The organism is Allobosea sp. LC85, from assembly GCF_000735605.1.
Classification (GTDB): domain Bacteria; phylum Pseudomonadota; class Alphaproteobacteria; order Rhizobiales; family Beijerinckiaceae; genus Allobosea.
The window spans coordinates 167,360-190,664 of record NZ_JPKG01000033.1; the positions used below are offsets into that span (position 1 = coordinate 167,360).

The 23,305-nt window shown below is 65.2% G+C and carries 22 protein-coding genes and 1 pseudogene; 15 read left to right on the plus strand and 8 right to left on the minus strand.

Annotated elements, in window-relative coordinates; genetic code table 11:
* Positions 1-147: 147 nt before the first annotated feature.
* From FG93_RS16995 to FG93_RS17010, 4 genes are all read left to right on the plus strand, one after another.
* Complete coding sequence (locus FG93_RS16995; RefSeq protein WP_043236411.1) at positions 148-1,080, plus strand: LysR family transcriptional regulator; 933 nt, start codon at positions 148-150, stop codon at positions 1,078-1,080.
* A 351-nt stretch (positions 1,081-1,431) separates the two neighbouring features.
* Entirely contained in the window at positions 1,432-2,358 is a 927-nt protein-coding gene (locus tag FG93_RS17000) for a hypothetical protein (protein ID WP_052513884.1), read from the plus strand.
* A 155-nt stretch (positions 2,359-2,513) separates the two neighbouring features.
* Positions 2,514-4,136 carry a glucan biosynthesis protein gene (locus FG93_RS17005; RefSeq protein WP_244448642.1) on the plus strand — a complete coding sequence of 541 codons (1,623 nt, stop codon included), beginning with the start codon at positions 2,514-2,516 and terminating at the stop codon, positions 4,134-4,136.
* A 151-nt stretch (positions 4,137-4,287) separates the two neighbouring features.
* Entirely contained in the window at positions 4,288-4,944 is a 657-nt protein-coding gene (locus FG93_RS17010; protein WP_043236412.1) for a DUF1345 domain-containing protein, read from the plus strand.
* 489 nt (positions 4,945-5,433) lie between these two features.
* Here the strand turns inward: FG93_RS17010 and FG93_RS17015 are convergent, their stop codons facing one another.
* The 3 genes from FG93_RS17015 to FG93_RS17025 form a co-directional block, all read right to left on the minus strand.
* The gene (locus tag FG93_RS17015) at positions 5,434-6,027 is read right to left on the minus strand and encodes an ester cyclase (RefSeq protein WP_043236414.1); all 594 of its coding nucleotides are present in this window, start codon (positions 6,025-6,027) and stop codon (positions 5,434-5,436) included.
* 91 nt (positions 6,028-6,118) lie between these two features.
* Entirely contained in the window at positions 6,119-6,361 is a 243-nt protein-coding gene (locus FG93_RS17020; protein WP_043236416.1) for a hypothetical protein, read from the minus strand.
* Positions 6,362-6,478: 117 nt separating this feature from the next.
* Positions 6,479-6,955, minus strand: coding sequence for a hypothetical protein (locus FG93_RS17025; RefSeq protein WP_043236417.1), 477 nt, complete (start codon positions 6,953-6,955; stop codon positions 6,479-6,481).
* A 270-nt stretch (positions 6,956-7,225) separates the two neighbouring features.
* Here FG93_RS17025 and FG93_RS17030 point away from each other — a divergent pair, with 270 nt between their 5' ends.
* Positions 7,226-7,654 (plus strand): DUF1236 domain-containing protein, encoded by a 429-nt coding sequence (locus FG93_RS17030; protein ID WP_043236419.1) that lies wholly within the window; start codon positions 7,226-7,228, stop codon positions 7,652-7,654.
* 127 nt (positions 7,655-7,781) lie between these two features.
* On the opposite strand, the gene FG93_RS17035 is transcribed toward FG93_RS17030, so the two are convergent.
* Complete coding sequence (locus FG93_RS17035) at positions 7,782-8,339, minus strand: cytochrome b (RefSeq protein ID WP_043236420.1); 558 nt, start codon at positions 8,337-8,339, stop codon at positions 7,782-7,784.
* A 121-nt stretch (positions 8,340-8,460) separates the two neighbouring features.
* Positions 8,461-9,795: a sorbosone dehydrogenase family protein gene (locus FG93_RS17040; RefSeq protein ID WP_043236422.1), complete on the minus strand. Its 1,335-nt coding sequence runs from the start codon at positions 9,793-9,795 to the stop codon at positions 8,461-8,463.
* Positions 9,796-9,955: 160 nt separating this feature from the next.
* Between FG93_RS17040 and FG93_RS17045 the strand changes: the two genes are divergently transcribed.
* The 7 genes from FG93_RS17045 to FG93_RS17075 all read left to right on the plus strand — a co-directional run bounded on the left by FG93_RS17045 (position 9,956) and on the right by FG93_RS17075 (position 16,214).
* Positions 9,956-10,639 carry a cytochrome c oxidase assembly protein gene (locus FG93_RS17045; protein ID WP_200878121.1) on the plus strand — a complete coding sequence of 228 codons (684 nt, stop codon included), beginning with the start codon at positions 9,956-9,958 and terminating at the stop codon, positions 10,637-10,639.
* The gene (locus FG93_RS17050) at positions 10,617-11,780 is read left to right on the plus strand and encodes a c-type cytochrome (RefSeq protein ID WP_161783833.1); all 1,164 of its coding nucleotides are present in this window, start codon (positions 10,617-10,619) and stop codon (positions 11,778-11,780) included. The genes FG93_RS17045 and FG93_RS17050 overlap by 23 nt, the downstream gene beginning before the upstream one ends.
* Positions 11,781-11,839: 59 nt before the next feature.
* On the plus strand, positions 11,840-12,754 hold the full coding sequence (gene coxB / locus FG93_RS17055; protein ID WP_244448643.1) for a cytochrome c oxidase subunit II: 915 nt from the start codon (positions 11,840-11,842) through the stop codon (positions 12,752-12,754).
* Positions 12,755-12,765: 11 nt separating this feature from the next.
* Positions 12,766-15,297, plus strand: a complete 2,532-nt coding sequence (gene ctaD / locus FG93_RS17060) for a cytochrome c oxidase subunit I (RefSeq protein WP_043236575.1) — start codon at positions 12,766-12,768, stop codon at positions 15,295-15,297.
* A complete protein-coding gene (locus FG93_RS17065; RefSeq protein WP_043236425.1) occupies positions 15,294-15,632 on the plus strand; it encodes a hypothetical protein in 339 nt (112 codons plus the stop codon). Before ctaD ends, FG93_RS17065 begins: the two co-directional genes overlap by 4 nt.
* An 85-nt stretch (positions 15,633-15,717) precedes the next feature.
* Positions 15,718-15,906, plus strand: coding sequence for a hypothetical protein (locus FG93_RS17070; protein WP_043236426.1), 189 nt, complete (start codon positions 15,718-15,720; stop codon positions 15,904-15,906).
* Positions 15,907-15,974: 68 nt separating this feature from the next.
* A complete protein-coding gene (locus FG93_RS17075) occupies positions 15,975-16,214 on the plus strand; it encodes a hypothetical protein (protein WP_043236427.1) in 240 nt (79 codons plus the stop codon).
* A gap of 41 nt (positions 16,215-16,255) precedes the next feature.
* Here FG93_RS17075 and FG93_RS32920 read toward each other — a convergent pair whose 3' ends face one another.
* Entirely contained in the window at positions 16,256-16,420 is a 165-nt protein-coding gene (locus FG93_RS32920) for a hypothetical protein (protein WP_161783834.1), read from the minus strand.
* A 168-nt stretch (positions 16,421-16,588) separates the two neighbouring features.
* Positions 16,589-16,735 (minus strand): annotated as a pseudogene (locus FG93_RS32460) (DUF3008 family protein).
* A gap of 330 nt (positions 16,736-17,065) precedes the next feature.
* Here FG93_RS32460 and FG93_RS17080 point away from each other — a divergent pair.
* Positions 17,066-17,284: a hypothetical protein gene (locus FG93_RS17080; protein ID WP_152579478.1), complete on the plus strand. Its 219-nt coding sequence runs from the start codon at positions 17,066-17,068 to the stop codon at positions 17,282-17,284.
* Positions 17,285-17,737: 453 nt separating this feature from the next.
* Here FG93_RS17080 and FG93_RS17085 read toward each other — a convergent pair whose 3' ends face one another.
* A complete protein-coding gene (locus tag FG93_RS17085; RefSeq protein WP_200878122.1) occupies positions 17,738-18,802 on the minus strand; it encodes a hypothetical protein in 1,065 nt (354 codons plus the stop codon).
* 640 nt (positions 18,803-19,442) lie between these two features.
* Here FG93_RS17085 and FG93_RS17090 point away from each other — a divergent pair.
* The gene (locus tag FG93_RS17090; protein ID WP_043236432.1) at positions 19,443-20,495 is read left to right on the plus strand and encodes an alpha/beta fold hydrolase; all 1,053 of its coding nucleotides are present in this window, start codon (positions 19,443-19,445) and stop codon (positions 20,493-20,495) included.
* 354 nt (positions 20,496-20,849) lie between these two features.
* Positions 20,850-23,255 carry a multicopper oxidase family protein gene (locus tag FG93_RS17095; RefSeq protein ID WP_043236434.1) on the plus strand — a complete coding sequence of 802 codons (2,406 nt, stop codon included), beginning with the start codon at positions 20,850-20,852 and terminating at the stop codon, positions 23,253-23,255.
* The last annotated feature ends 50 nt before the right edge of the window (positions 23,256-23,305 follow it).

Here is a 23,305-nt window from a genome sequence, read left to right on the forward strand (position 1 = left end):
CTCCTATGCTGCGAGGGCAGCCTTTCAGGCTCGAACCACGCGGGCAGGCTCGAACCACGCGGGGTTGAGGAGGACGCTAGAGCCTTCCCCAAATCTGAGCTATCCAGAGAAATCGGGACGTTTCCTCCCGGAAATCGGAAGGCTGAAATGGATCGCTTCGATGCGATGTCGGTGCTCCTCGCGGTCATCGAGGAGGGCAGCCTTTCGGCTGGAGCGCGCCGCCTGCGCGCGCCACTCACCACGGTCAGCCGGAAGGTGGCCGATCTCGAACAGCACCTCGGAACCCGTCTTATCGTTCGCACCAGTCGGCGGGTCGCGCTGACGGATGCAGGCCGCGACTATGTCGCCGCGTCCAGGCGAATCCTGGAACAGGTCGTGGAGGCGGAGCGGGCAGCCGCAGGCGAATACAGCGAACCGCGCGGCGAGCTGTCCGTAACGGCGCCAGTCGTCTTCGGGCGTCGCCACGTGCTCCCCGTCGCGGCCGAATTCCTGGCTGAATACGCAAAGATCGACCTGCGCCTGTTCCTGATCGATCGTCACGTCAACCTGCTGGAGGAGCATCTGGATATCGGCGTGCGGCTCGGCCATCTCGAGGACAGCAGCCTGATGGCGACGCGCGTCGGCGAGGTCAGGCGCGTGATCTGCGCCAGCCCGGACTATCTGGCTCGCCACGGTCGTCCCGCCGTTCCCGAAGACCTGCGCGAGCATGACGGCATCACGTTCAAGGGCTTCTCGACCTCCCCGGAATGGCGCTACCGTCGCGATACGGCTGCGCTCTCGGTGGAGCCGCGCACGCGGCTTGCCGTCAACTCGACCGAGGCGGCGGTCGATGCCGCCGTGGCTGGTCTCGGCGTGGCTCGGGTGCTGTCCTATCAGATCGTCGACGAGTTGCGCTCAGGCGCGCTCGTGCCCCTGCTCGAAGCGTTCGCGCCGGAGCCGATACCGGTTCAGCTCGTCTATGCCGGCCAGGGTCAGTTACCGGTCAAGGCGCGTTCATTCCTGGATTGGGTCGCGCCGCGCCTTCGCGCCCGGCTAGATCACGCTGCGTTTGGACGAATCGTCCAAACGCAGAAAACGTGATCGACTCTCATCGTTTAGAGCATGCTTCATGCGAAAAACCGTTGCCACTTTTTCGCAGCATGCTCTGGCGGATCTTCCGGTCTGCCCGGAATGAGTGGCTCGCAGAGCTGGATCGGTTTGCTCGGATCATTTCGGGGGTGGTTGACCTTGTCCTCCGATCTTATCCAGCGCCGAGTTCGTTTCCGACGGTTCTGGGGGCCGTTCGGCCTGGTGAAATGACGGGCTCGGGTGCTGCACGTGCGGCATGGCGCGGCGCCAGGGCCGGGTGCAGGTAAGAATGGTGCAGGTAAGAATGTGGAGGTGAACGCGGCAGGCGTCTGCGTCCATCTCGAGGACAGGGACCGAGCCACGATGCCATCCCCGCTAGAGAGCATCACTGTCGAACCGCTCGGCGAGGACAGGACTGGCGCGACCGCGTCCTTCCCCTATGACGCGGCGCTCGTCGAGCGCTTTCGCGCGGCGTTTCCCCGGGCGCGCTGGCGCGATGACCGCCGCGCCTGGTTCGTGCCGGGCAGCACGGCCGAGAAGCGGCTCAATCGCTGGCTGCAGCGGGAGCTGTCGGGCGTTCTCGCGCATGCCGACGCGCGCGGCAAGGACGCCTTTGCATTCGATCCGATCACGAGCGACTACCTCGTTGCGGCTGAGGATCTGCTGGTCCGCACGCCTTATTCCAGGACCATCGTCGCGGAGCTGCGCGCCGTTCCCTGGGCGTGGTGGGACGGGGACGAGAAGCTCTGGCGCATTCCCTATCGCTCGCTGGAGGATCTGCGGCACCGTTGGCCGGCGATCGAGGCGGCCGCGCGTCGCAACGAGCCGGCCGAGCGGAAGCGGCGGCGAGACGAGTTGAAAGGCTCTGCCGAGGATCGCGCCTTGCGCGCGAAAGCCAGGGAGCGGCAACGTCATCGCTATCCGGTCCGCGCCGATCAGCTCCCACCCGGCGACCGCCCGCTCATGTCTCATGCCGGCGCGCTGGTCTTCACCGAAGTCACAGGTGAGCTGGTCGATGAGGAGAGCCTGGGCGAGCACTACCCCTGGAGCGCCGGGGCCATCGGTGACTTCGTCTGGGCGAGCTGGCGCAGGCCCGGCCATGATGAGCTGGTGCGGACATGGCCGGCGCGGCAGCCCGCGACCGGGACGGAACTGGCGCGGGGCTGGTGGCAGCCGACGATCGAGGAATTGCGGGATGCGCGACGCAAGGCGCGATCGCTCGAACGGGCCCAAGCGACGCGCAGGCAACGGCATCCGAGTCGGAGCGAGCCGGAAGAGAAGCCCGTATAGGCAAAGAGTTATGGTCGTTCGCTGCAACCGGAGATCAGGTTCCGGGAATGCTGTTTTAGGTTTGGGGGGCCGCCGAATGGCCTGGTCTGGTGAACCGACGGAACTTGGGCGTGAGCGAGGGGTTAGGCTCGTACCATTGGAATGACGGGCCCATCATGATGAACGCAGGCTGCAGCCACTTCCTCACACGTCGCTCCGCTCTGGCGACGCTCGTCTCGACGGCTTTCCTTGCAAGCGGGCGGGGTTCGCAGGCTGCTCCGACGCCTCAACCAGGCGCTGTCCGGTTTGGCTACGACGATGTCGTCACGCAGGCGCGCCTGCTGGGCGAGCGGCCCTTCGATCCCGGCGGTCTGACGATTCCGCCGGAGTTGTCGAAACTGACCTATGACAGCTACCGCGAGATCCGCTTCCGCCGGGAAAAGGCCTTGTGGCAGGAGAGCGGGTCCGACTTTCGCCTGCACCCGTTTCATCTCGGCTTCCTGCACAACAAGCCGGTGCAGCTGCATGTCGTGAAGAATGGCAACGCCATCCCGATCCCGTTCACGACAGGCCTGTTTGAATACGGCAAGGTGCCGGTTCCCAAACAGCTTTCACCCTCCCTTGGATTTGCCGGGTTTGCGGTGACGACCACTCTCAACAATCCCAAGGTCCAGGATGAGGTGATCTCGTTCCTGGGGGCGAGCTATTTCAGGCTGATCGGGCGGGGCCACCGCTACGGGCTTTCTGCCCGCTCCCTCGCGATCGATGTCGGTGGCAAGCAGCCCGAGGAGTTTCCCTTCTTCCGCGCCCTGTGGCTGGAAGAGCCGGGGGCAGACAGCCTCGACCTCGTGATCTACGCCCTCCTGGATTCCCCTTCCGTGACGGGCGCATTCCGCTATGTCGTGTCGCCCGGCCGCAAAACCTCGACGACGGTCACGGCCACCATTCTGCCGCGCGTCGAAATCCCGCGGATCGGCATCGCTCCGCTGACCTCCATGTTTCTCGCGGGCGAGGGCGATCTTGGACACCGAACCGATTTCCGGCCGGAAGTTCACGACTCCGACGGGCTGCTGATGCAGACCGGTTCCGGTGACTGGATCTGGCGGCCCATCCGCAATCCCGGGAGCTTGCGGATTTCCAGTTTTGGCGACCGCGATCCGCGAGGCTTTGGCCTGATGCAGCGCGACCGCGAATACGGGCATTATCAGGATCTGGAAGCGCACTATCACGCGCGGCCGGGCTACTGGGTCGAGCCCATCGGTGAATGGGGCGAGGGCCGCGTCGACCTGATCGAGATCCCGACCAACAACGAGGCATTCGACAATATCGTGGCCTGCTGGACGCCGGCACAGCCGCTCGAGATCGGCAAGGCGAGCGAATTCACCTATCGCATCGCGGCCTTGTCGACGACGAACGACCTGCATCCGATGGCGCAGGTCCGTAACAGCTTCAGCGGCTGGGACAGCCGCGAGCCCGATGCCGATGGCATGGGCAAGCAGCGTTTCATCATCGATTTTGCGGACGGTGACCTGGGGTATTTCCTGAACGACCCCAAGCGTGTCGAGATTGTCGCCTCAGCGACGGCCGGTTCGATCACCAACACCATCATCGATGCCAATCCCGCCGCGAAAGGCTTTCGTGTCATCCTCGACGCGACACTGCCGGTAGGGCAAACTGCCGACTTGCGCGCCCATCTCAAGGCGCGAAACCGCATCCTCTCCGAGACGTGGACGCAGTCTTGGTCGGTTCCTTCCCCTGCCGTCCGTGGTGCGCCAGACCATGTGGTCACCCGGGATTAAAGTATTGGCCCGCACTATGGATTGCGGTTTTGGGGAAAGCCGGTGCAAACACGGAAAGTTGGATCATCCGATCGGATGCGATCCGGTCCGATGATCCAACCGTGATCGCTCCGTCCTGGACGCATTCCCCGGCCTGCAGGCGTGAGACCTGATGAAGCTGCTGCCACGATCCCTGCTCATTCGACCCCGCCTTGTGATCGCGCTCGCGGCGATTGCGGTGCTGACGATCCTGCTGCCGGGCGATTGGCGGTGGTCGACCCGGTTCCTGGTCGCATGGGACGCCGGCGCCATCGTCTATCTCGGGCTGCTGACCACGATGATCTTTGGCGAGAGCATCGAACAGATCAAGGCGCGCGCCGCCGAGCAAGATGAAGGCGCGCTCGCGATCCTGATCATCGCCTGCCTGGCAGCCGCGGCGAGCATTGCCGCCATCGGCATTCAGCTCGCCCGCCTGCAGAGCGTGCCGCCTGACGAGAGAGCGCTGCACCTGGCGCTGGGCGCGGTCACCATCGTCAGCTCCTGGGCGCTGGTGCACGCCTTCTTCACGCTGCACTACGCGCATGATTTCTACAGCGATGACGGCGCCGAGGGCGGCCTGGATTTTCCAGGCAAGGGAGAGCCCGACTATGTCGATTTCCTCTATTTCTCCTACACGATCGGCTGCACCTCGCAGACATCTGATATCGGCGTCACCACGCGGCAGGTCAGGACGATGGTCCTGGCCCATTCCATTCTCTCGTTCTTCTTCAACACCGCCATCCTGGCCTTCGGCATCAATGTCGGCGCCTCGCTGCTCTCCGGGGCCTGAGGCTGCTCCGGGCCGGACGTCCGAGTTGCCCATGGCGCATTCCCCGGAGCATGACGGTCAACCGGACCGCCGCAATGGAAGGGCGGGGATGGGGCGGGGATGGCCAGGTGCAGTCGGGCCGGCCGTTTAGCTGCCGTGCGAAGGCGGTTTTCCAAGTAGATATGCAGTCGATCGTATTCCGATGTCGTAGCGACAATACCGGAATTGCTTTCAATTTTGAAATAATGAATGCATAGCGAAGTTGCAATCACCGCTGTACTCTTGGTCATCGAACGATGTAGGCTGGTATTGCTCGCTTTCTCCCCTCCCATCGCGGGCAAGCCGGTCGGCGCGGCCTTGGCCGCTGCGCTGGCCGGCATTTTCCGCTGGGTGACTGGCGATACCCGAAAATGCCGATCGGCGGCCGGCCCAAGGCAGTGAAGCGGCGCAACCAAAGGCCTATGGCGTGCCAGGGTTTGGTCGATACGGTCCGCCGGGCGAACTGCTCCGTTACTTGGCCGCTCCAATCTGCTGCATCAGGGTGGCGTTGTCCCAGAACAGATATTCTTCATCCATGGTGCCCTGTTTGTTCCAGTGCCCAAGGGTCGTCATCGGAAGGTGATAGGCCTTGCCGGTCGGCTGGATCACTGCGCCGTTGGGCAGCGTCATCGGCTTGGTGAAGGTGCCGTCGAGGAATCCCATGACCGCGGTCCATTCGCCGTCTGCCGTGCCGAAGCGCACCGGGTGCTCGGTGATCCGGTTGTCCGGAGCGAAGGTCCACATGAACGCCAGCTCCTTGATGTGGTCGGGGATACCCTTGCTGGTGTGCCCGTCCGGATAGTGCACGACGATGTCCTGCGCGTGGCTCCGGTGAAGGTGCTCCCACTGCTGTCCGGTGTAGACGTGGAAATCCAGGTCGTCGAAATTGCCGAGATTCCGGGCCAGGGCTTTGGGAATTCCCGGAATTTTCGGCGTCGGCTTGCCCACGCTCGTGCCTGGCCACCGCCCCTGATCCGCGGCCAATGCCGGTGCCGCGACAAGCATGGTCGCCGACGCAATTGCGAGACCGACTTCGAATGTGAGCGCGCAGATTGCCTTCGTCATCGCTTCCCCCTTCCGAGTCGCGCGGAGTTCGCGTTCCTGGCCGTGTAGCGCATCTCCAGATCTCGCGTTCCGCTACGGCGAATTCGGCCGGCTAGTTGAAGGCAGCGTATTCGAGCAGCGCGATCAGATCGTCATCCCGGATGATGATGGCGCAACCATTGTTGTGGTCGATGATGATCTCGACAATCGAGCCGCCGAGAAACGCTGCGTTCGCATAGCGCGCAGCTGCGCGAATGCCGATGAAGGTTGCCGTGGGGCTCTCGCCCGTCCAGACAGCAACCGTGCAGTTTGCGGACTCGCATTGCTCCGCTATGAGCCAAGGATTGATCGTCAACTCTTGTCCCGCCCATCCGGCTGAAGGAGAGTTATGAAACCATTCTGAGGCCATCTGTAGTACTAAAGGTCTCACGACCCGTCTGATCCGTCATCGGACCAAAGTCCGTTCGATTATCTAGTCCCATTCACTATCGTGAGATCGGATGTCGCGTATCGAGCGAAGGAGACCGATCGCCTTACGCAAAGGACCAGCCCTGGGGATCGGGAGCGCGGCTCCACCGGCGGTGGCTATCGCCTCGGCAACATCTTCGTGGGAATTGCCGACGAACTGCCGCTTGCCGCTGATCTCGAGGGACGACAGGATTCCATCCGCCTGGTGCCTGGAATCCAGTGGAAGCGGCCCCGATGCTTTCTCGGCGTCGAACCAGACCGGCGATCCGTCCGGTAGCGCAAGTTCCGCAAGCGTTGGCAGTTTCTCGCCCACGACAGCCGCGACATAGTCCGGAAGCTCGATCACCAGCAGGAGATCGACGCAGTCGATGCGCGTCTTGGCGAGAGGGTCGCCGTCGCTGGGAAGAGCCCGCCTGATGCGGGCGACCCGGCGAGCGAGCAGTTGAACCGGAGATCCATCGGACAGTGTCAGCGAGATCATCGGCAGTCCCGGGCCCTCGTTTCAAGGCAGCCAACTCATCGTAATGCGTCTTCTGGCCGATACTCAATCAAGTCATGCTCATAACCTTAAGGCAGGACGACCTTCGTCGCGCGCGACCGGTCGAATGCGACGTCGATCTCACCGCTACCGCGCCGCAAGATCGCCCCGAGGTCTCTTCGTCTGAACATGCCTTTCCTGAATAATTGTTCATGGAACCAATGACTTGGAAGAGTGTTCCGTACTCCGGCGGGGGCTCACGGGAGATCGATCATGATCAGGAAGATTGCCCTTGTGGCTGCGCTCGTCGCCCTGCCTATGGCCGTGTCGGCGCAACAGCCCAATCCCGGTGCGGCAGGTGGTGCCGCGGCCGGCGCGGGAACCGGAGCTGTCGGTGGTGCGATTGTCGGCGGGCCGGCGGGCGCCGCGGTCGGAGCTGTCGGTGGCGCCGCGGCTGGCGCGATCGCCGGCGGCATCGCGGCCAACCGGCGCGCCGAATTCCGCACCTATGTGACGGAGCAGCGGGTTCCTTCGGTGGCCTATCGCGAGAAGGTCGTCGTCGGCGCGACGCTTCCCCAATCCGTCACGTATCGGGAGGTTCCGGCGCGTTTCGGGAAGACCAAGTATCGCTACACGGTCGTGAACGATCAGACGGTGCTGGTCGAGCCGAGGACCCGCAGGATCGTGCAGATCATCGAATGATGACCTGAAAACGGAGAGGCCCGCCGAGAATGGCGGGCCTCTCCCATGTTTGGCGTGAGACTGGGCACTGGGCGTCCGGCCTGAGGATCGGGTTCGGGTCCGGTCCTTCGCGACTGGGGATGGCTGCTCAGAACCCGCCCATGGCTTGCGGCAGCATGCGCTTCAGGACGACGTCGCGGCGGATCAATGCATGATACAGCGCTGCGCCGATATGCGTCACGATGATGACGATCAGAAAATACCCGACCCAGCGATGAAGCGTAAACAACGTCTCCGCCAAAGCTTCGTCCTTGCCGAGGATGGGGGGAAGATTGAACAGCCCGAAGAACGGTGTCGGCGCACCGTAAACGGAGTTGGCGGTGTAGCCGACGATCGGCATGGCGATCAGCAGAACATAGAGCGAGGTATGGACGGCGGAGGATACGGTCTTCTGCCAGGGCTCGATTCCCGGATCGGCGATCGGCGCGCCCATGACGAGCCTGTTGACTAGCCGCAGGATCATCAGCAGCAGGATCGTGACGCCGAGCGACTTGTGGAAATTATAGAGAAGGTCCTGTGTCGGCCCTTTCTCCACGCGTGTCATCGCGATCGCCACCGGTGCGGTCGTCAGCACACAGATGGCAATGAGCCAGTGAAGCAATTTCGATGTTGCGGGATAGTGGTCGGTCCTCGTGCCGTAAGACATTGCTCTCTCCCGGGCGGCGGCCAGTTCGTTCTCGACTAGCCCCTGCGAGCACAACGCCGATGCGAGGCGGAAGTTCGCTCGCCTTGGATTGCCTCGCTGCAGGCTCGCGGGCTGGCGGAGGTCAACCCGTCGGCAATGCCACGCGCCAGACCGCGTTGCCGACATCATCGGCGACCAGCAGGCCGCCCCGCCGGTCGACCCGTACGCCCACCGGGCGCCCCCGCGCCTCGCCCTTTTCGTTCAGGAAACCGGTGAGGATCTCTTGCGGCATGCCGGCGGGCTTGCCGCCGGTAAAGGGGATGAAGATCACGCGATAGCCGACCGGGCGCGAGCGGTTCCACGAGCCGTGCTGGCCGACGAAGGCGCCACCCTGATAGCGCGGCCCGAGCCGCCCGTTCGGCACGAACGCCAGCCCGAGCGACGCGGTGTGTGAACCCAGCGCGTAATCCGGCTTGATCGCCTCGGCGACGAGCTCCGGGCGCTGCGGCTCGACCCGCCTGTCGATATGCTGGCCGTAATAGCTGTAGGGCCAGCCATAGAAGCCGCCGCGCTTCACCGATGTCATGTAGTCCGGCACCAGATCGTCGCCGATCTCGTCGCGCTCGTTGACCGCCACCCAGAGTTCCCGGGTGGCGGGGTTCCAGTCGATTCCGACAGGGTTGCGCAAGCCCGACGCAAAGACCTGCGCCGCGCCCGTCGCCGGGTCGATTTCGAGCACGGCTGCGCGCCGTACCTCCTCCGTCATGCCGTTCTCGGCGACATTGGAATTGGAGCCGACGCCGACATAGAGCCTGGAGCCGTCGGCGCTGGCGGTCAGGCTCTTCGTCCAATGGTGGTTTCTGCCGGCGGGCAGGTCGGCGACCGTCACCGGCGTGCCTGCGCTTCTGGTTTCGCCCGGCTTGTAGGGGACACGGACGACCGCGTCGGCATTGGCGATGTAGAGCTGGTCGCCGACCAGAACCATGCCGAACGGCGAATTGAGGTTCTCCAGGAAGATGCTCTTCGTTTCGGCGACGCCGTCGCCATCCGCGTCGCGCAGCAAGGTGATCCGGTTGGCGCTCGGTGTCTGTGACCCGGCCTTTTTCATGAAGAGGCCCTGCACCCAGCCGCGGATGCCACCGCTCTTGTCCGCCGGCTTCGGTGGCGCGTCGCTTTCCGCCACCAGCACGTCACCATTGGGCAATTCATAGAGCCAGCGCGGGTGCTGCAGCCCTGTCGCGAATGCCGTCACCCGCCCGCCGGTCGGCGCGGTCGGTCTCTCGCCCTGCTTCCAGCCGATGGCATCGGCGACCTTGATGGTCGGAAGCCATGACGTCTGTGGTTCGGGCAGGGTCGGATTGGGCCCGTAGCCGGCTTCTTCGTTGAGGGTGGACCGGCCGGAACCTGCGCAAGCCGCAATGGCGAGCGCCGAGGCGGCAACGCTGGCGATGTGGATGACGCGGCGCGTGGTCGCCATGATTGGCACTCCTGCTGGGCTGCGGGGGCGGTCGGCCCGCCGTCTCGTGAGCGGTGAACGTAAAACCCCGGCATTTTGTTCGCCTGCCTCGACCCGTCGGGGAGACGAGCCATGGAACCTCTCGCGGCCACCGTTCGTTGGCAAGCGAGGGGGGAAGGTCTTGCGCCGCACTTTCGTTCAACACGACGGCATGGTGGGACCGGATGGCGCGATGGCCATCCTGGCGAGTTCCGCGCTCGTTGCCGCGGCGGGGGCGCTTGTCATTGCGACGGTGGGCGAGTTCGGCCCCTTGTCGCTGCAGATGCTGCAGCATCTTGCCATCATGAATGTCCTGGCTCCCCTCATTGCGCTCCTCCTCTCGCCGCGCAGGGAGAGAGCAGGGCCACACCGGATAGGGATGGCAGGGCTGTTCCAGCTCGTCCTGCTCTGGGCCTGGCACGCGCCTGCGATGCAGCAGGCTGCGGCCGGGTCCAGCCTTGTCCAGACTGCGCTTCTCGTCCTGCTTGGCGGGGCGGCCGTCCAGTTCTGGCGCAGGGTGCTGGCGGCTGTCCCGGCCGGTGGCTGGCACGCGCTCGCCGCGCTGATGCTCACCGGCAAGTTCGCCTGCCTTCTCGGCGCGCTTCTGATCTTCGCGCCCCGGGATCTCTATGGGTTGCCCGGCCTCGTGCTTGCGCTGTGCGCGACCGGCCCGTCGACTCTCGCCGATCAGCAGCTTGCCGGTCTCCTGATGATCACGGCCTGCCCGCTGAGCTATCTCGGTGCGGGCGTCATGCTGGCGGCCCGGATGCTGCGTGGTCTCGACATCGGGCAGGTGGATGGCGATGTCCCTGCTCGCCCGCGCTAGATCGACCAGCCTCTGGCTGCTCGGCAGCTGGCGGCGGCTTGTTGCCGCCCTCGCCATGCTTGTCGCGCTTGGCCTTGCCGGCGTGTTCCTGTTCGCCTGGCTCGGGGTCTACAACGTCGCCGCCAGCACCGGCCACTTCCAGCTCTTCGACAGTTTCCTGCGCTTCGGAATGGAGAATTCGGTCCGGGCGCGGGCGCCCAAGGATACGTTGCCGCGGCAGGAGGACGACAATCTAGTCCGGCTTGGCGCTGGCCATTTCCATGCCGGCTGCTCCTATTGCCATGGCGCACCGGGCCAGCCGATCAGCCCGGTCGCGGCCAGGATGCTGCCACCACCGCCGGACCTTTCGGAGAAAGTCGGCCTGTGGCGCGACGGTGAACTGTTCTGGATCGTGAAGCATGGACTGAAATATGCCGGCATGCCGGGCTGGCCCGTGCTGGAGCGCGATGACGAGGTCTGGGCGCTCGTGGCCTTCCTGCGGCGGCTGCCGGAACTCGACGAGCGCGGCTACCGCGCTCTGGCCTTCGGCGAGGTCAGGATCGACCCGCCAAGCGGGCGCGAAATCGCGACCGGCGAGAGTGGAGAGGATGCGATCGGTGCCTGTGCGCGTTGCCACGGGGCCGTCGAAGGCCCCAAGAGCGACCTCGTCCCGGTCCTGCACGGTCAGCCGAAGGCGATGCTCGCCGGCGCGCTGCGCGCCTTTGCGGCCGGGACGCGCGAAAGCGGGATCATGCAGACGGCCGCCTCGGACCTTTCCGAACGCCAGATCGAGCAACTCGCGAGCTTCTATGCCGGGCTGTCTTCGCCGCCGCGACACAATCCGCTTCCTGCCGATGGCGCCGCGGTCGATCGCGGTGCGGCTCTGGCGCGTCACGGCGTTCCGTCACTCGGCATCCCTGCCTGCCTCGACTGCCATGGTGCGAGTGCCCTGCCATCCTACCCGCGGCTGGCCGGCCAGCCTGTCCGGTATCTGCTGGGCCAGCTTCGCGCCTGGCGTGCCGGCTTGAACGATCGCAGCCCGTCCGGTCAGGTCATGGCCCCGATCGCGCGTCGGCTCAGCGCCGAGCAGGCGGCCGACGTCGCAGCCTATTTCGCCGCTCAGCCGGCCGCCTCTGTCTCCGCCGGAGGCCTGGGGCGATGAGGTGCTGCAGAGCTCTCCTGATTGTCACTGCGACAACGAGCCTGGCCGGCTGCAGCGAGATGCAGTCGGCACTGGCACCAGGCGGGGAGGAGGCGGGCCGCATCGCGTTCCTGACCTGGATTCTGTTCGCAGGGGCCGGCGCGATCCTGCTCGTCGTCGCCGGCTCGCTCGTCATGGCCATGCGCGGCCCGGAGCGCTTGCGCCAGGCGCTCGGGGGCGAGCGGGCGATCAGGCTCGGCGGCATCGTCTTTCCGGTGGTGACGCTCGCGATCCTGCTCGGCTGTGGAGTCTGGCTGATGCGCGAGTCGCTTGCGCTGGGTCGGCCAGCGGCGTTGCGCATCGAGGTCACGGGCGAGCGATGGTGGTGGCGCATCAGCTATCCCGGCTCCGATGGCAGCCTGCTCGCCGACGCTAACGAGCTCCGGATACCTGTGGGACGCGAGATCGATCTGGTGCTGCACACCGCCGATGTCATCCACTCCTTCTGGGTGCCGAACCTGGGCGGAAAGCTGGACATGATCCCCGGCCGAACGAATACGCTGCGGATCAAGGCCGACAGGCCGGGGATCTACCGGGGCCAGTGCGCTGAATATTGCGGCGGGGCCCATGCGCTGATGGCGCTCGAAATCCACGCCGTGGCGCCGGACGAATTCGATGCCTGGCTGATATCGACACAAGCGCCGCGTCTCGGCGAGGGCATCGCTCGCGGACAGGGGCTTTTCCAGGCGGCTGGTTGCGGCGCCTGCCACGGCATTCGGGGCACGCCGGCCGCGGGCACGATCGGCCCCGATCTATCGCGTGTCGGTGGGCGTCGCTTTCTGGCGGCTGCGACGATTCCGAACTCCACCGAGAATCTCGTCCGGTTCATCAGTCGCGGGCAGTCGGTCAAGCCAGGCAATCTGATGCCGGAGTTCCGGATCTTCTCCGATGAGGAGCTTGACGCCGTGGCCGCCTATCTCTCGAGCCTGAAATGAGCGCGATCCGCATGACCGGGTCCGCAGGCGAAAAGGCTCTGCCGAACCCAGGCCCAAGCCCCGCTGACGAGTTGCGCAGCCTCGAAACCATCTGGGCCAGTCCAAAGGGATGGCGCATCGTCAGCGACGTCAACAACACGACGATCGGTCATTTCTATCTCGCGACCGCTTTTCTGTTCTTCCTTCTTGCCGGGGTGCTCGGCCTGCTGATCCGGCTGCAGCTGGCCGCGCCCGGCAACGAATTCCTGTCGCAGGAAACCTACAACCAGATCTTCACCATGCATGGCACGGTGATGATGTTCCTCTTCGCCGTACCGGCGGTTGAAGCGGTGGGCATTTTGCTGCTGCCGGCGATGCTGGGTGCGCGCGACCTGCCATTCCCCCGGCTTGGCGCATTTGCGCTTTGGGCCTATGTCGTCGGCGGTCTCGTCTTCTTCTGCACGCTGTTCTTCGGTGTCGCGCCCTCGGGCGGCTGGTTCATGTATCCGCCCCTGACGGGCATGCGCTTCTCGCCGGGCGTCGGCGCGGATTGGTGGCTGCTCGGCATCGGCTTCATCGAGATCTCGGCGATCGCCGGCGCCATCGAGATCATCGTCGGCGTGCTGCGGACCCGCGCACCCGGCATGACGCTCGCCCGCATGCCGATCCTGGCCTGGACGATGCTGGTCTTTGCCGGGATGATCGTCTTCGCCTTCCCGGCGGTGATCCTGGCGACGATTCTGCTCGAGCTGGAGAGAGCCTTCGACTGGCCCTTCTTCATTGCCGAGCGCGGCGGCGATGCGCTGCTCTGGCAGCACCTGTTCTGGTTCTTCGGCCATCCCGACGTCTACATCATCTTCCTGCCGGCAGCCGGGATGGTCTCGATGATCGTGCCGACGATGGCGGGCACGCCGCTCGTCGGCTATCGGCTGATCGTGGTGGCGCTGATCGCTGTCGGCTCCTTCTCGTTCGGGCTGTGGGTCCACCACATGTTCACCACCGGCATTCCTGCCCGATCGCTCGGCTTCTTCTCGGCCGCAAGCATGGCGGTCGCGATCCCGAGCGGCATCCAGGTCTTCGCCTGGATCGCGACGATCGCCTCGGGGCGGTTGCGGCTCACCGTGCCCTCGCTCTTCGTCATCGGCTTCCTCCTGATCTTCACGCTGGGCGGGCTGACCGGCGTGATGGTGGCGATGGTCCCGTTCGACCGGCAGGCTCATGACAGCTATTTCGTCGTCGCCCATCTCCATTACGTGCTGTTTGGCGGAATGGTCTTTCCCCTCTTTGCCGCGATCTATTACTGGACGCCCGCCTTCAGCCGCCGCGCGCTTTCAGAGCGGCTCGGTCGCTGGGCTTTCGGGCTGATTTTCGCCGGCTTCAACATCGCCTTCCTGCCGATGCACATCACCGGCCTGATCGGCATGCCGCGACGGGTCTATACCTATCCGGCGGGGATGGGGTGGGATGGGCTCAATCTGGTCTCGACCATCGGCGCTTTCATGCTGGCCGCAGGGGTTTTCGCCTTCCTCGTCGATTTCATCCGCCATATGCGGCTCAGCAGCAAAACCGCCGGCAATATCTGGCAGGCCGGCACGCTCGAATGGCTGCCGAACCATCCCTATGGCACGCGCAGCATACCGCGGATCTCGAGCCGCGACCCGCTCTGGACGGAGCCTGATCTTGCCCGCGATGTCGAGGCGGGCCGCTATTACCTGCCGCGATCCGCGACGGGCGCGCGCGAGACCATCGTCACCTCCCCAGTTGATGCCGAGCCGCAATATCTGATGCGGCTGAGCGCTCCCGGCTGGGCCCATGTCGCCGCCGCCGTCTTCACCGCCGGCTTCTTCCTGCTTCTGACGGTGAAGCTCGTCACGCTGGCGGCGATGTCCGGCGTGCTCGCAGTCGTCTCGATCATCGTCTGGATGTGGGACAGCGATCCAGCCCCGACCGAGCCGGTCGATATCGGCGGCGGCATCACCCTTCCGACCTACGCGTCGGGGCCGGTCTCGCTCGGCTGGTGGGCGATGGTGATCCTGATGCTCGTCGCCGCTGCACTCTATGTCTCGTATGCGTTTGGGTATCTCTACCTCTGGACCGTCTCAGCCCAGACCTGGCCGGACGGGGCCGCGCTGCCGGGCCTGTCCCGCCCGCTCGGTGCCGCAGGAATGCTGTTTGCCAGCGCGGCGATGCTGTTTGGCGCGCACTCCCTGTCGCAACGCGATCATGTGCCGGGCACCGCCTTCATGATGCTGATCGGGTTCGGCACGTTGGCTCTCCTGGGCGGGCTCGCGCTCGACCTGCTCGCGCACTGGCGGGCCGGTCTGCGGCCGCAGGCCAGCGGGTACGCGGCGATGGTCTATGCCAACACCGTGCTTCAGCTTCAGATCGCGGCAGCCGTGACGATCATGGCCGCCTTTGCGATCGCCCGCAGCATCGCCGGGCGCCTGACGTCCGAGCGTCGCGTGGTGTTCGACAACCTGGCGCTGCTCTGGGGCTACGCCATCAGCCAGAGCCTGCTGGGCATGGCTCTGACCCACGGCTTTCCACGACTGGTCGGGCCGTGACGAGCTGGCGCAGCCCGGCCGGCCGCGGCCTATCGATCCTGTTCGGGCCGACGGTGTGGGCGCTTCATTTCATCGTGGTCTACGCCGCGGAATCCCTGCTCTGCCGGACCGCGGGCGGCGATAGTCATGGCATTCTGCTCGCGAGCGCGACAGTGCTGGCGATCGTGGCGCTTGGCTGCCATCTGCGTGTCGAGGGGCGCCGGCTGGGCGAGGAGGGGACGGCACGTTTCCTGGCAGGAGTTGCCATCGCGCTTGATGGCCTCTCGGGCATCGCGCTGCTGTTCGTTGCCGGAGCCGGTCTCGCCCTGCCGGCCTGTACCGGCGCCATGACGTGAGGCTGTCGCGGGCTTCGGCGCAGCCTTGGAACGGATCGAACCTCGCGGCGTTTCCATGGGGTGTGGCAATGAACGAGGTTGAGAGATGCGCCCAGAATCGAACCCGGCTGTGGAGAGCCTCCGCAAGGAGCAGAAGGCGCAACGCAAGGCGGAACGCGAAGGGACGGAAGACGAGCGGCTCAACAAGGCCCTGAAGGCGACCTTTCCGGCGAGCGATCCGGTCGCTGCTGAGAGCCCGGCGAAACCCGGGGCGCCCAAGAAGCGGCGGCAGTGACGTCCTTCGACGCACGAGGCGAAACCCTCCTGGTGCCGTCATCTCATCGCTTGCGGGAGGGAAGACGCATGCGCGCGCTCGTTCATTTCATCGGGTTGTGGATCGCCCGCGATATCGCTGAGGGACGATATCCCAAGCAGTTTGCGATTCCCTTGGGTTTCCTGATCGCACGGTTGCGGACGCCGCCGCTGATGATTGCGGTGTTCGGCTGCATCCTGGCCAAACTGGCGCTGGACCGGCGTGAACCTGGCGCAAAGCGGCGGTCGGAGCTCGGTGGTACGCGTCGGCGCACCACGCCCTCCCGATGAAGGCCGCTGGAGCGCAGGCTGCAGCTCTCAGCAGGCAGCTCTCAATCGTCCAACGCATCCAACCCCGCGGCACTGACGGTTGCTGCCAGCGCCATGGCCGTCCAGAAAAGCTCGGACATTGGTCCGAGTCCTGGTCCGGGGCCGGCCAGGACCGACCACAACCCGCCGAGGAGGAAGACCAGGCAGCCCGACACCAGCGTTTTCACGGACGCCTCCTGTGGCCGCGCGCATAACGCTCATCCCGGCAGGAAGTTCCTTTGGTCGGCGAAAGAAAACACAGCCTCCATCTCGTCGCTTCATGGGGCTCTGCCGATAGCCCCCAGTGGCAGGGTCACTCGGTTCCGCTCGCCACATTCGGGGATGGCGAGCGAGATTCAGTGCGACTTGGACATGCGCTCGGGTTTGCCCTTGCGCTTGGTCGAAGCCAGGTCGTGCAGCTCCTTTTCAGTCATCGCTGGTCTTCATCTCGCCCCGCTTGGCGGCGAGCGCCGCTCCCGCCGGGCTTTGGATTTCGCCGGCATGATGCACCTCCTCCGAAGGTCGGACGGAGATCAGCTGCCGGGCCGCGTCTGCGTTCCCCACAGACGCCGCGACGCAGTGGCTCGATCCGTGATTGCCGGAGACGACGCCGTCTCCAGTCCTGTCCGAGTCCGAAAGAATTGGCGGGGGAGCGGGAACCACGCTCAAGGCGGTTGGTTATCCCGGCATTTGCGAGAGACCCATGACACTGGCCCGCCGCTCCGAAAGGGGTGGCGGGCCTTCTTACGCTGGAGAGCTTGCATTTCGGAGCGCGATGGCCTGATTTAGGATGCAGTCAGTTCTTGGCAGTCAGTTCTTTGGGGGGAGCGACGATGCCATTCTCATCGCTCAGGGATCCGGTGGACATTGCGCGCGCCCAGGCGGCCTTGGATGCGGCCTGGGAGAAAATCAGGCCAAGCCTCGACGAGAGGCAGGACCGCGAGCGCGAACGGCAGAGGCTGGCCTCGATCGTGACGAACCTGGTGATGGTCGCCATCGATGACGAGGACCTTGCGAGGCGTGCCCTGGAGAAGTTCAGGCTGCACGCCTAGAGCCTGCTGCGAAACAGTGGCAACGGTTTTTCGCATCGAGCATGCTCAGCCATGAGAGTCGATCACCGTTTTCAGCGTGTGGACGATTTCGTCCAACCGCAGCGTGATCTGAAGCATCGGCCCGAGAGGTGGATTGCCGGCGCCGAATGCCGGGCAGGCTGTGGAACCAGGGGCGCTGCAATGCGTTGTTGGGACGTCCTGGCGCCGCGATCCCCTTCCGGCGTCATCACGGCCTGAGAGCCCCGCCGCGCCCCCCGGAACGGCGGGGCACCTGCGTCGGCTTTCCCCGGTTGACGAACCCTGCTGCCGCCCCCGAGTGATGCCTTCATGGCGTCCCGGCGCTTCGCATTGAGCCGGCGGACCAGGTCGTCGACGGACAGGACCTCGCGGGTTCGAGCGCGCATCACCGGCGCGCTCATGTCGTGGCTCGAGAACCCCGTGGCAAGCGCCCGCCTATTGCGGGTTGGTCGCAACCGTCTGCGCTGCGCCGAAGGCAGGTTGTGGCGGGGAGCGCGGCTGGAGTCGGTCTGCCAAATCCACCGGGAATGGGAAGCCAAGGACCGTGGACCGGCCGCGAACCCGGTTCTGCGCCTGGCAGTTCTGGACGCATTCCGTGGCCGGCGGGGCGACCTCGACGGCATCCTCGCCCATCACCTGGCCCATGCGGCCACCGCTCGCGACGTCCCAGCGGGACACGCCGCCGCAATGACGCACCGTCGCGGGGGCACCGGGGAAGCGGGTGGTGATCTGGTTCACGCAGCCCGGCTCCGCCCTGCGCGTGGCAACCTGCGGGCTGTCCCTGCCGACGAACTTGCGGGAGAAGTCATTGCCGAAATTGACGCGTGCCGGGACGATGACCGTGATGTCCTTGAAGGGAACCTCGTCGCCTTCCCGGTTCCGGAAGTTGCGGTTGTCGAAATAGAACGCCTTCAGGCTGGGGTTGGCGCCTTCGGCCAGGATATGGGTGAACAGCGTCGGCGTTCCGTCCTCGCGCTCGACCTCCATCTGGAAGATGCCGCCAGTCGCGCAGTCCTTGGCCTGGATCTTCATGCTGAGATCGCGGCCGGTTCGCCCGATCTCGATCTCGGTCTCCTTGATCTCAACGGTGAGTGAACTGGTCAGCGACAACCCGCGATGGTCGGGGAGCTTGCTGGCGAAGACCGGCGTCGGCACTCCTCCCGTGATATCGAGCGGGTTTGGCGCGCCGGTCAGCGTGAAGTTGCGGATGCCCAGGGTCGCCGAGTCGACATCGAACTGGGCATATTTGCCCTGCACGCGAAAACTCGTCCCAAGGGCGCTGGCGGGGATCGTGGCGTTCTGGGTGCGACCCAGCACGGTGAAGCCACCGCCCTCGCAACCTGCCGATGCCGCGGCATCGGCTCCGCCCGTAGCGAAGAGCAGCGGCAGCGCGACCAGCATGACGGTTCCGAGATCGCCGATTGCGCGGCCGCTATGGTCTGCCGTCAGAGGCTTTACGCGGGACGTGGTGGAAAAACGGGAAGCATATCGGGTGACCATGATTATCCTCCCTGGGGGGTCTTATGATTGACAGTCCCAACCCGGACCGGAAGCGTCCTGCTCACGGCAGCATTATCCGACCGAGAGGAGCCCGGCGGAATACGTGCTGAGTGACGTGGCGTTCGCGGTCTTCTTCGCCGGTCCGTGAAGGGCTTCCGGGGCGTGCAGGTGCGGTGACGACGGGAGACTACGCCGCTCAAGCTGACATTTGGCTGACGCAACCTGTCACCTGCGCTTCGAGAGGCGCTGTCCCGGCGGAATGATCAGGCGCGACGGAGGTCGAGCCCCCCGAGGAGAAATAGGGTGCCGGTTGCCGCTGCTTTGCTTCTGGAGGTGGAATGCGAGCTCAAGCGAGACCAACCCCCCGGATCGTTCCGTTTGGGCTGGCAGCCTGGAGTTCGCACCGGACTGGCCAGGGGTCATTGGGGGGGCGCCGTGGCTGGAGTGACCGCTATAGAGGCTCGGGCCGCTGCCGTGGACGCCCCAGATGGATGTCCAATGGCGGCGAGCGGATTGTATCTCTCCGTATCCAGGCCACCCGATGCTACGCGCGCTTGCACGATCGGCCGCGCGGCGACACAGCCGGGATACAGTGGACCCGCTTCCATCCCTTGTCATTCAAGCCATCGGGAAAAGAGCCATGTCGGAGCAGATCGATCACCCCAGGAGGAGTTTCCTCGGTACCCTGGCGCTGGGAGCGGCGCTTGCTCCCCTCAGTGCGATCGGCAGTGCCCGCGCGCAGTCGCGCCCATCACCCGCCGCCCCGGCGGGCAGCGCGGGGCAGGGCGCGCAGACCTCGTTTGCCGCGCTGAAGCGGATCGAGGCCGGCGTTCTCGAGGTCTGCTATGCCGAGGCCGGGCCTGCGGATGGCCCGCCGGTGCTGCTGCTGCATGGCTGGCCCTATGACATCCACAGCTATGTCGATGTCGCCCCCATTCTCGCCGGGGCCGGATACCGGGTGATCGTGCCCCATCTGCGGGGCTATGGCAGCACCCGCTTCCTGTCGGCCGAGACGCCGCGCAACGGCCAGCAGGCGGCGCTTGCGACCGATATCATCGCCTTGCTGGACGCGCTGAAGATCGGGAAGACGGTCATCGCCGGCTATGACTGGGGCGCCCGGACCGCCAATATCGTCGCCGCGCTCTGGCCGGAGCGCTGCAAGGCGATGGTCTCTGTCAGCGGCTATCTCATCGGCAGCCAGGAGCTGAACAAGGCGCCGCTTCCGCCGAAGGCCGAACTGCAATGGTGGTACCAGTATTATTTCGCGACCGAGCGCGGGCAGGCGGGATACACGAAATACACCCGCGATTTCGCCCGCCTGATCTGGGAACTGGCCTCGCCGAAATGGGCCTTTGACGACGCGACCTTCGCGCGCTCGGCCACGGCCCTCGACAACCCCGACCATGTCGCCATCTCGATCCATAATTACCGCTGGCGGCTCGGCCTGGCCGCGGGCGAGCCGCAATACGACGAACTCGAGAGGAAGCTCGCCATGTTTCCGACGATCGGCGTGCCGACGATCACCATCGAGGGCGATGCCAATGGCGCGCCGCATCCCGAGCCCGCGGCCTATGCGAAGCGCTTCACCGGCAAATACGAGCACCGTCTCTTCACCGGCGGCATCGGCCACAATCCGCCGCAAGAGGCGCCGCAGGCCTTCGCCCAGGCGGTGATCGACGCCGACAGGCTTTGACAGCGGGCCAAGGGAGATTCGGGGAAGCGTGCCTTCCACAGGCCCGCATCGTCGCGGCAGCGTCCGCCGGGGCGCGCGGCTTGGGGGAGGGCGCCCACCTGGGGCCGGAAGCGGGCTGTAAGACGGGAGCGGAGACTGCGATCCAGGGGAGAAAACCTGCCCTGAATCTGTGCATCGAACCGTGAATGGCGCCGACCTGTGCAGAGCGCTGCCGCGGCCCCTTCTTAAGTATAGATTCGCGGTCTGACCTTCGCCGCACGGATCGCCGGACCATATTCTCTACAATTCGCGGCACCCTCCAGCTATTAACGGTACTGTAATTCTGCCGCAGCTGCGGCAAAGGGGGAGGCCGGCATGTATCTACCGCGTCTGACCAAGGGTTTGCGGCTGAGGGAGGCCCAGCGTGCGCTGGACAACCGGCTCGAGATCGTCAAGGCGCTGTCGGTCGGCGATATCACCAAGCGCGATCTGCTGCGCTGGGGCTATTTCACGGCAGGCGGCCTGCTGATCGCGAAGAACGGCCTCAGCCCCTTCGCCAAGAGCGCCTATGCCCAGGTGCCGACGGGCGCGCCGCGCAGCCCGACCTTCGGCGTCGCCAAGTTCCATGACCCGATGCCGCGGCCAGACGTGCTGAAACCAGTGCCACTGACGCGCATGTCGAATGGCGACGCAGCGTGGGGAGGGGCCGCGGGCGCCCAGGAACTGCCGGCCAGGAACTTCTCCTACCACAGCGACTTCACCAATTCCGGCGGTGCGCTCTACCGCAACCCGGTGACCAATGCCGGGCCGTTCGAGGGGCGCCCGCCCGGCGAGTTCTTCGCGCATCAGCGCTGGGAGGAATTCTATCCCAGGAAGGGCTATCTGCTGTCACTCGGACAGATCAAGCCTGGCTGCTCTTTCTGCGACGGCATGCCCGAGCAGAATGCGACCTCGATGTGGACCTTCGGTCCGCGCGCACCCGGCCGCGAGGGGCGGATTGCGGGCCTGCGCACCGGGATTGGGCAGCCGACCCTGATCAAGGCGCGCTATGGCGAGCCGATCCTGACCCGGATCTATAACGACCTGCCGGTCGACCGGAAGAAGAATGGCGGCTTCGGGCGCAACGAGATTTCGATCCATCTCCATAACGCCCATAACGGCGCCGAAAGCGACGGCGCCTGCAACGCCTATCATTTCCCCGGCACTTTCTACGATTACCATTGGGGCATGGCGATGGCCCGGCGCGACATGCCGAATGTCTGGCCGACCGGCGACCGCGACTATGCCCGCAAATGCTCGGGGCCGGATGACCGCGAGGGGCTGGTCCAGGTCCCCGGTGATTTCCGCGAGATCCAGGGCAGCCTCTGGTTCCACGACCACCGCTTCTTCTTCACCGCAGAGAACGTGCACAAGGGCATTTTCGGGCTGTGCAATGTCTATAGCGGCCCGGATCGCGGCCGCGAGGACCTCAATGACGGCATCAACCTGCGGCTGCCGAGCGGCTCGCAGCTGAAATGGGGCAATCTCGACTTCGACGTCAACCTGGCGATCTCGAACCCGGCCTTCGACGCCAATGGCCAATGCCGTTTCGATATTTTCGACACCGACGGCTTCCTCGGCGACATGCTTTGCGTCAACGGCACCTATTACCCCTATTTCGAAGTGCTGCCGCGGCGCTACCGCTTCCGCATCCTGAATGCGGCGATGGCTCGCTTCGTCAAGCTGGCGCTGGCCGTCAACAAGAGCCGCCGCTTTGCGCGGCTGACCAATGTACCGTTCTACTTCATTGCCAATGATGGCAACCTGCTGGTCAACCCGATTGCCCTGACCGAGACCGACGAGATGGGCGTGGCGGAGCGCTTCGACATCGTCATCGACTTTGCCGCGTTCGAACCGGGCGACAGCATCTATCTGGTCAACCTGCTGAAGCAGGTCGATGGGCGTCTTCCCAAGGGGCCGGTCTCGATGGGCTCGGCCTTCAAGGGCGATGACAACGACCCCTGCATCGGTCCGTTCCTCGAATTCCGGGTGGTCAACCAGCTCCAGAGCGTCGACAATCCCGGCAAGCTCTACAATGCCAGCAATCCGCTTGATGCCGATCGCAGCGCCAATTTCGCCGATCCCGACTGGCGCACGGGGACGAAGACGCTGACCGCCCAGATCCCGATCGTCGCGCCGGTGCGCGAACGCGTGATCGAGTTCGGGCGATCCGGCACCGGCGATTCACGCAGCACGCCCGACGGCCAGTGCGTGCCGGAATGCGGAGACATCCTGAACTTCCCCTGGACGGTCAAGATCAATGGCGAAAGCGCCCATTCCCTGAATGCCAACCGCATCTCGCTCTTGATCCCGAAGCCGGGCGAGGTCGAGCATTGGACGCTGGTCAATGGTGGCGACGGCTGGGATCATCCGATCCACCTGCATTTCGAGGAGGGCGTCACGATCGATCGCGGCGGCGCGCCGATCCCCGCGACGGAGCGGCTGGTGCGCAAGGATGTCTGGCGGTTGCGACCCTCCGGCCGGGTCAAGTTCCAGGTGCGCTTCGGCGAGTTCGGCGGATCCTATGTCAGCCATTGCCACAACACCGCGCATGAGGATTTCGCGATGCTGCTGCGCTACCAGATCCAGAGCGAGCAGCCGGGCGATCCGAATTTCCGCGGCCAGCCGCAATACCAGCTGACCATGACCCCGATCCCGACGCCGAACGGCGTCGTCTGGAAGCAGCCCGAGGTCCTGCCGGAGGGCGACCCGCGCAGCACACGCTTCGCCAGCAATGGCTGAGGGCTCCAAGCATCGGCCCGAAAAGTGGAAGCCGATGCAAAGGCAGCCAT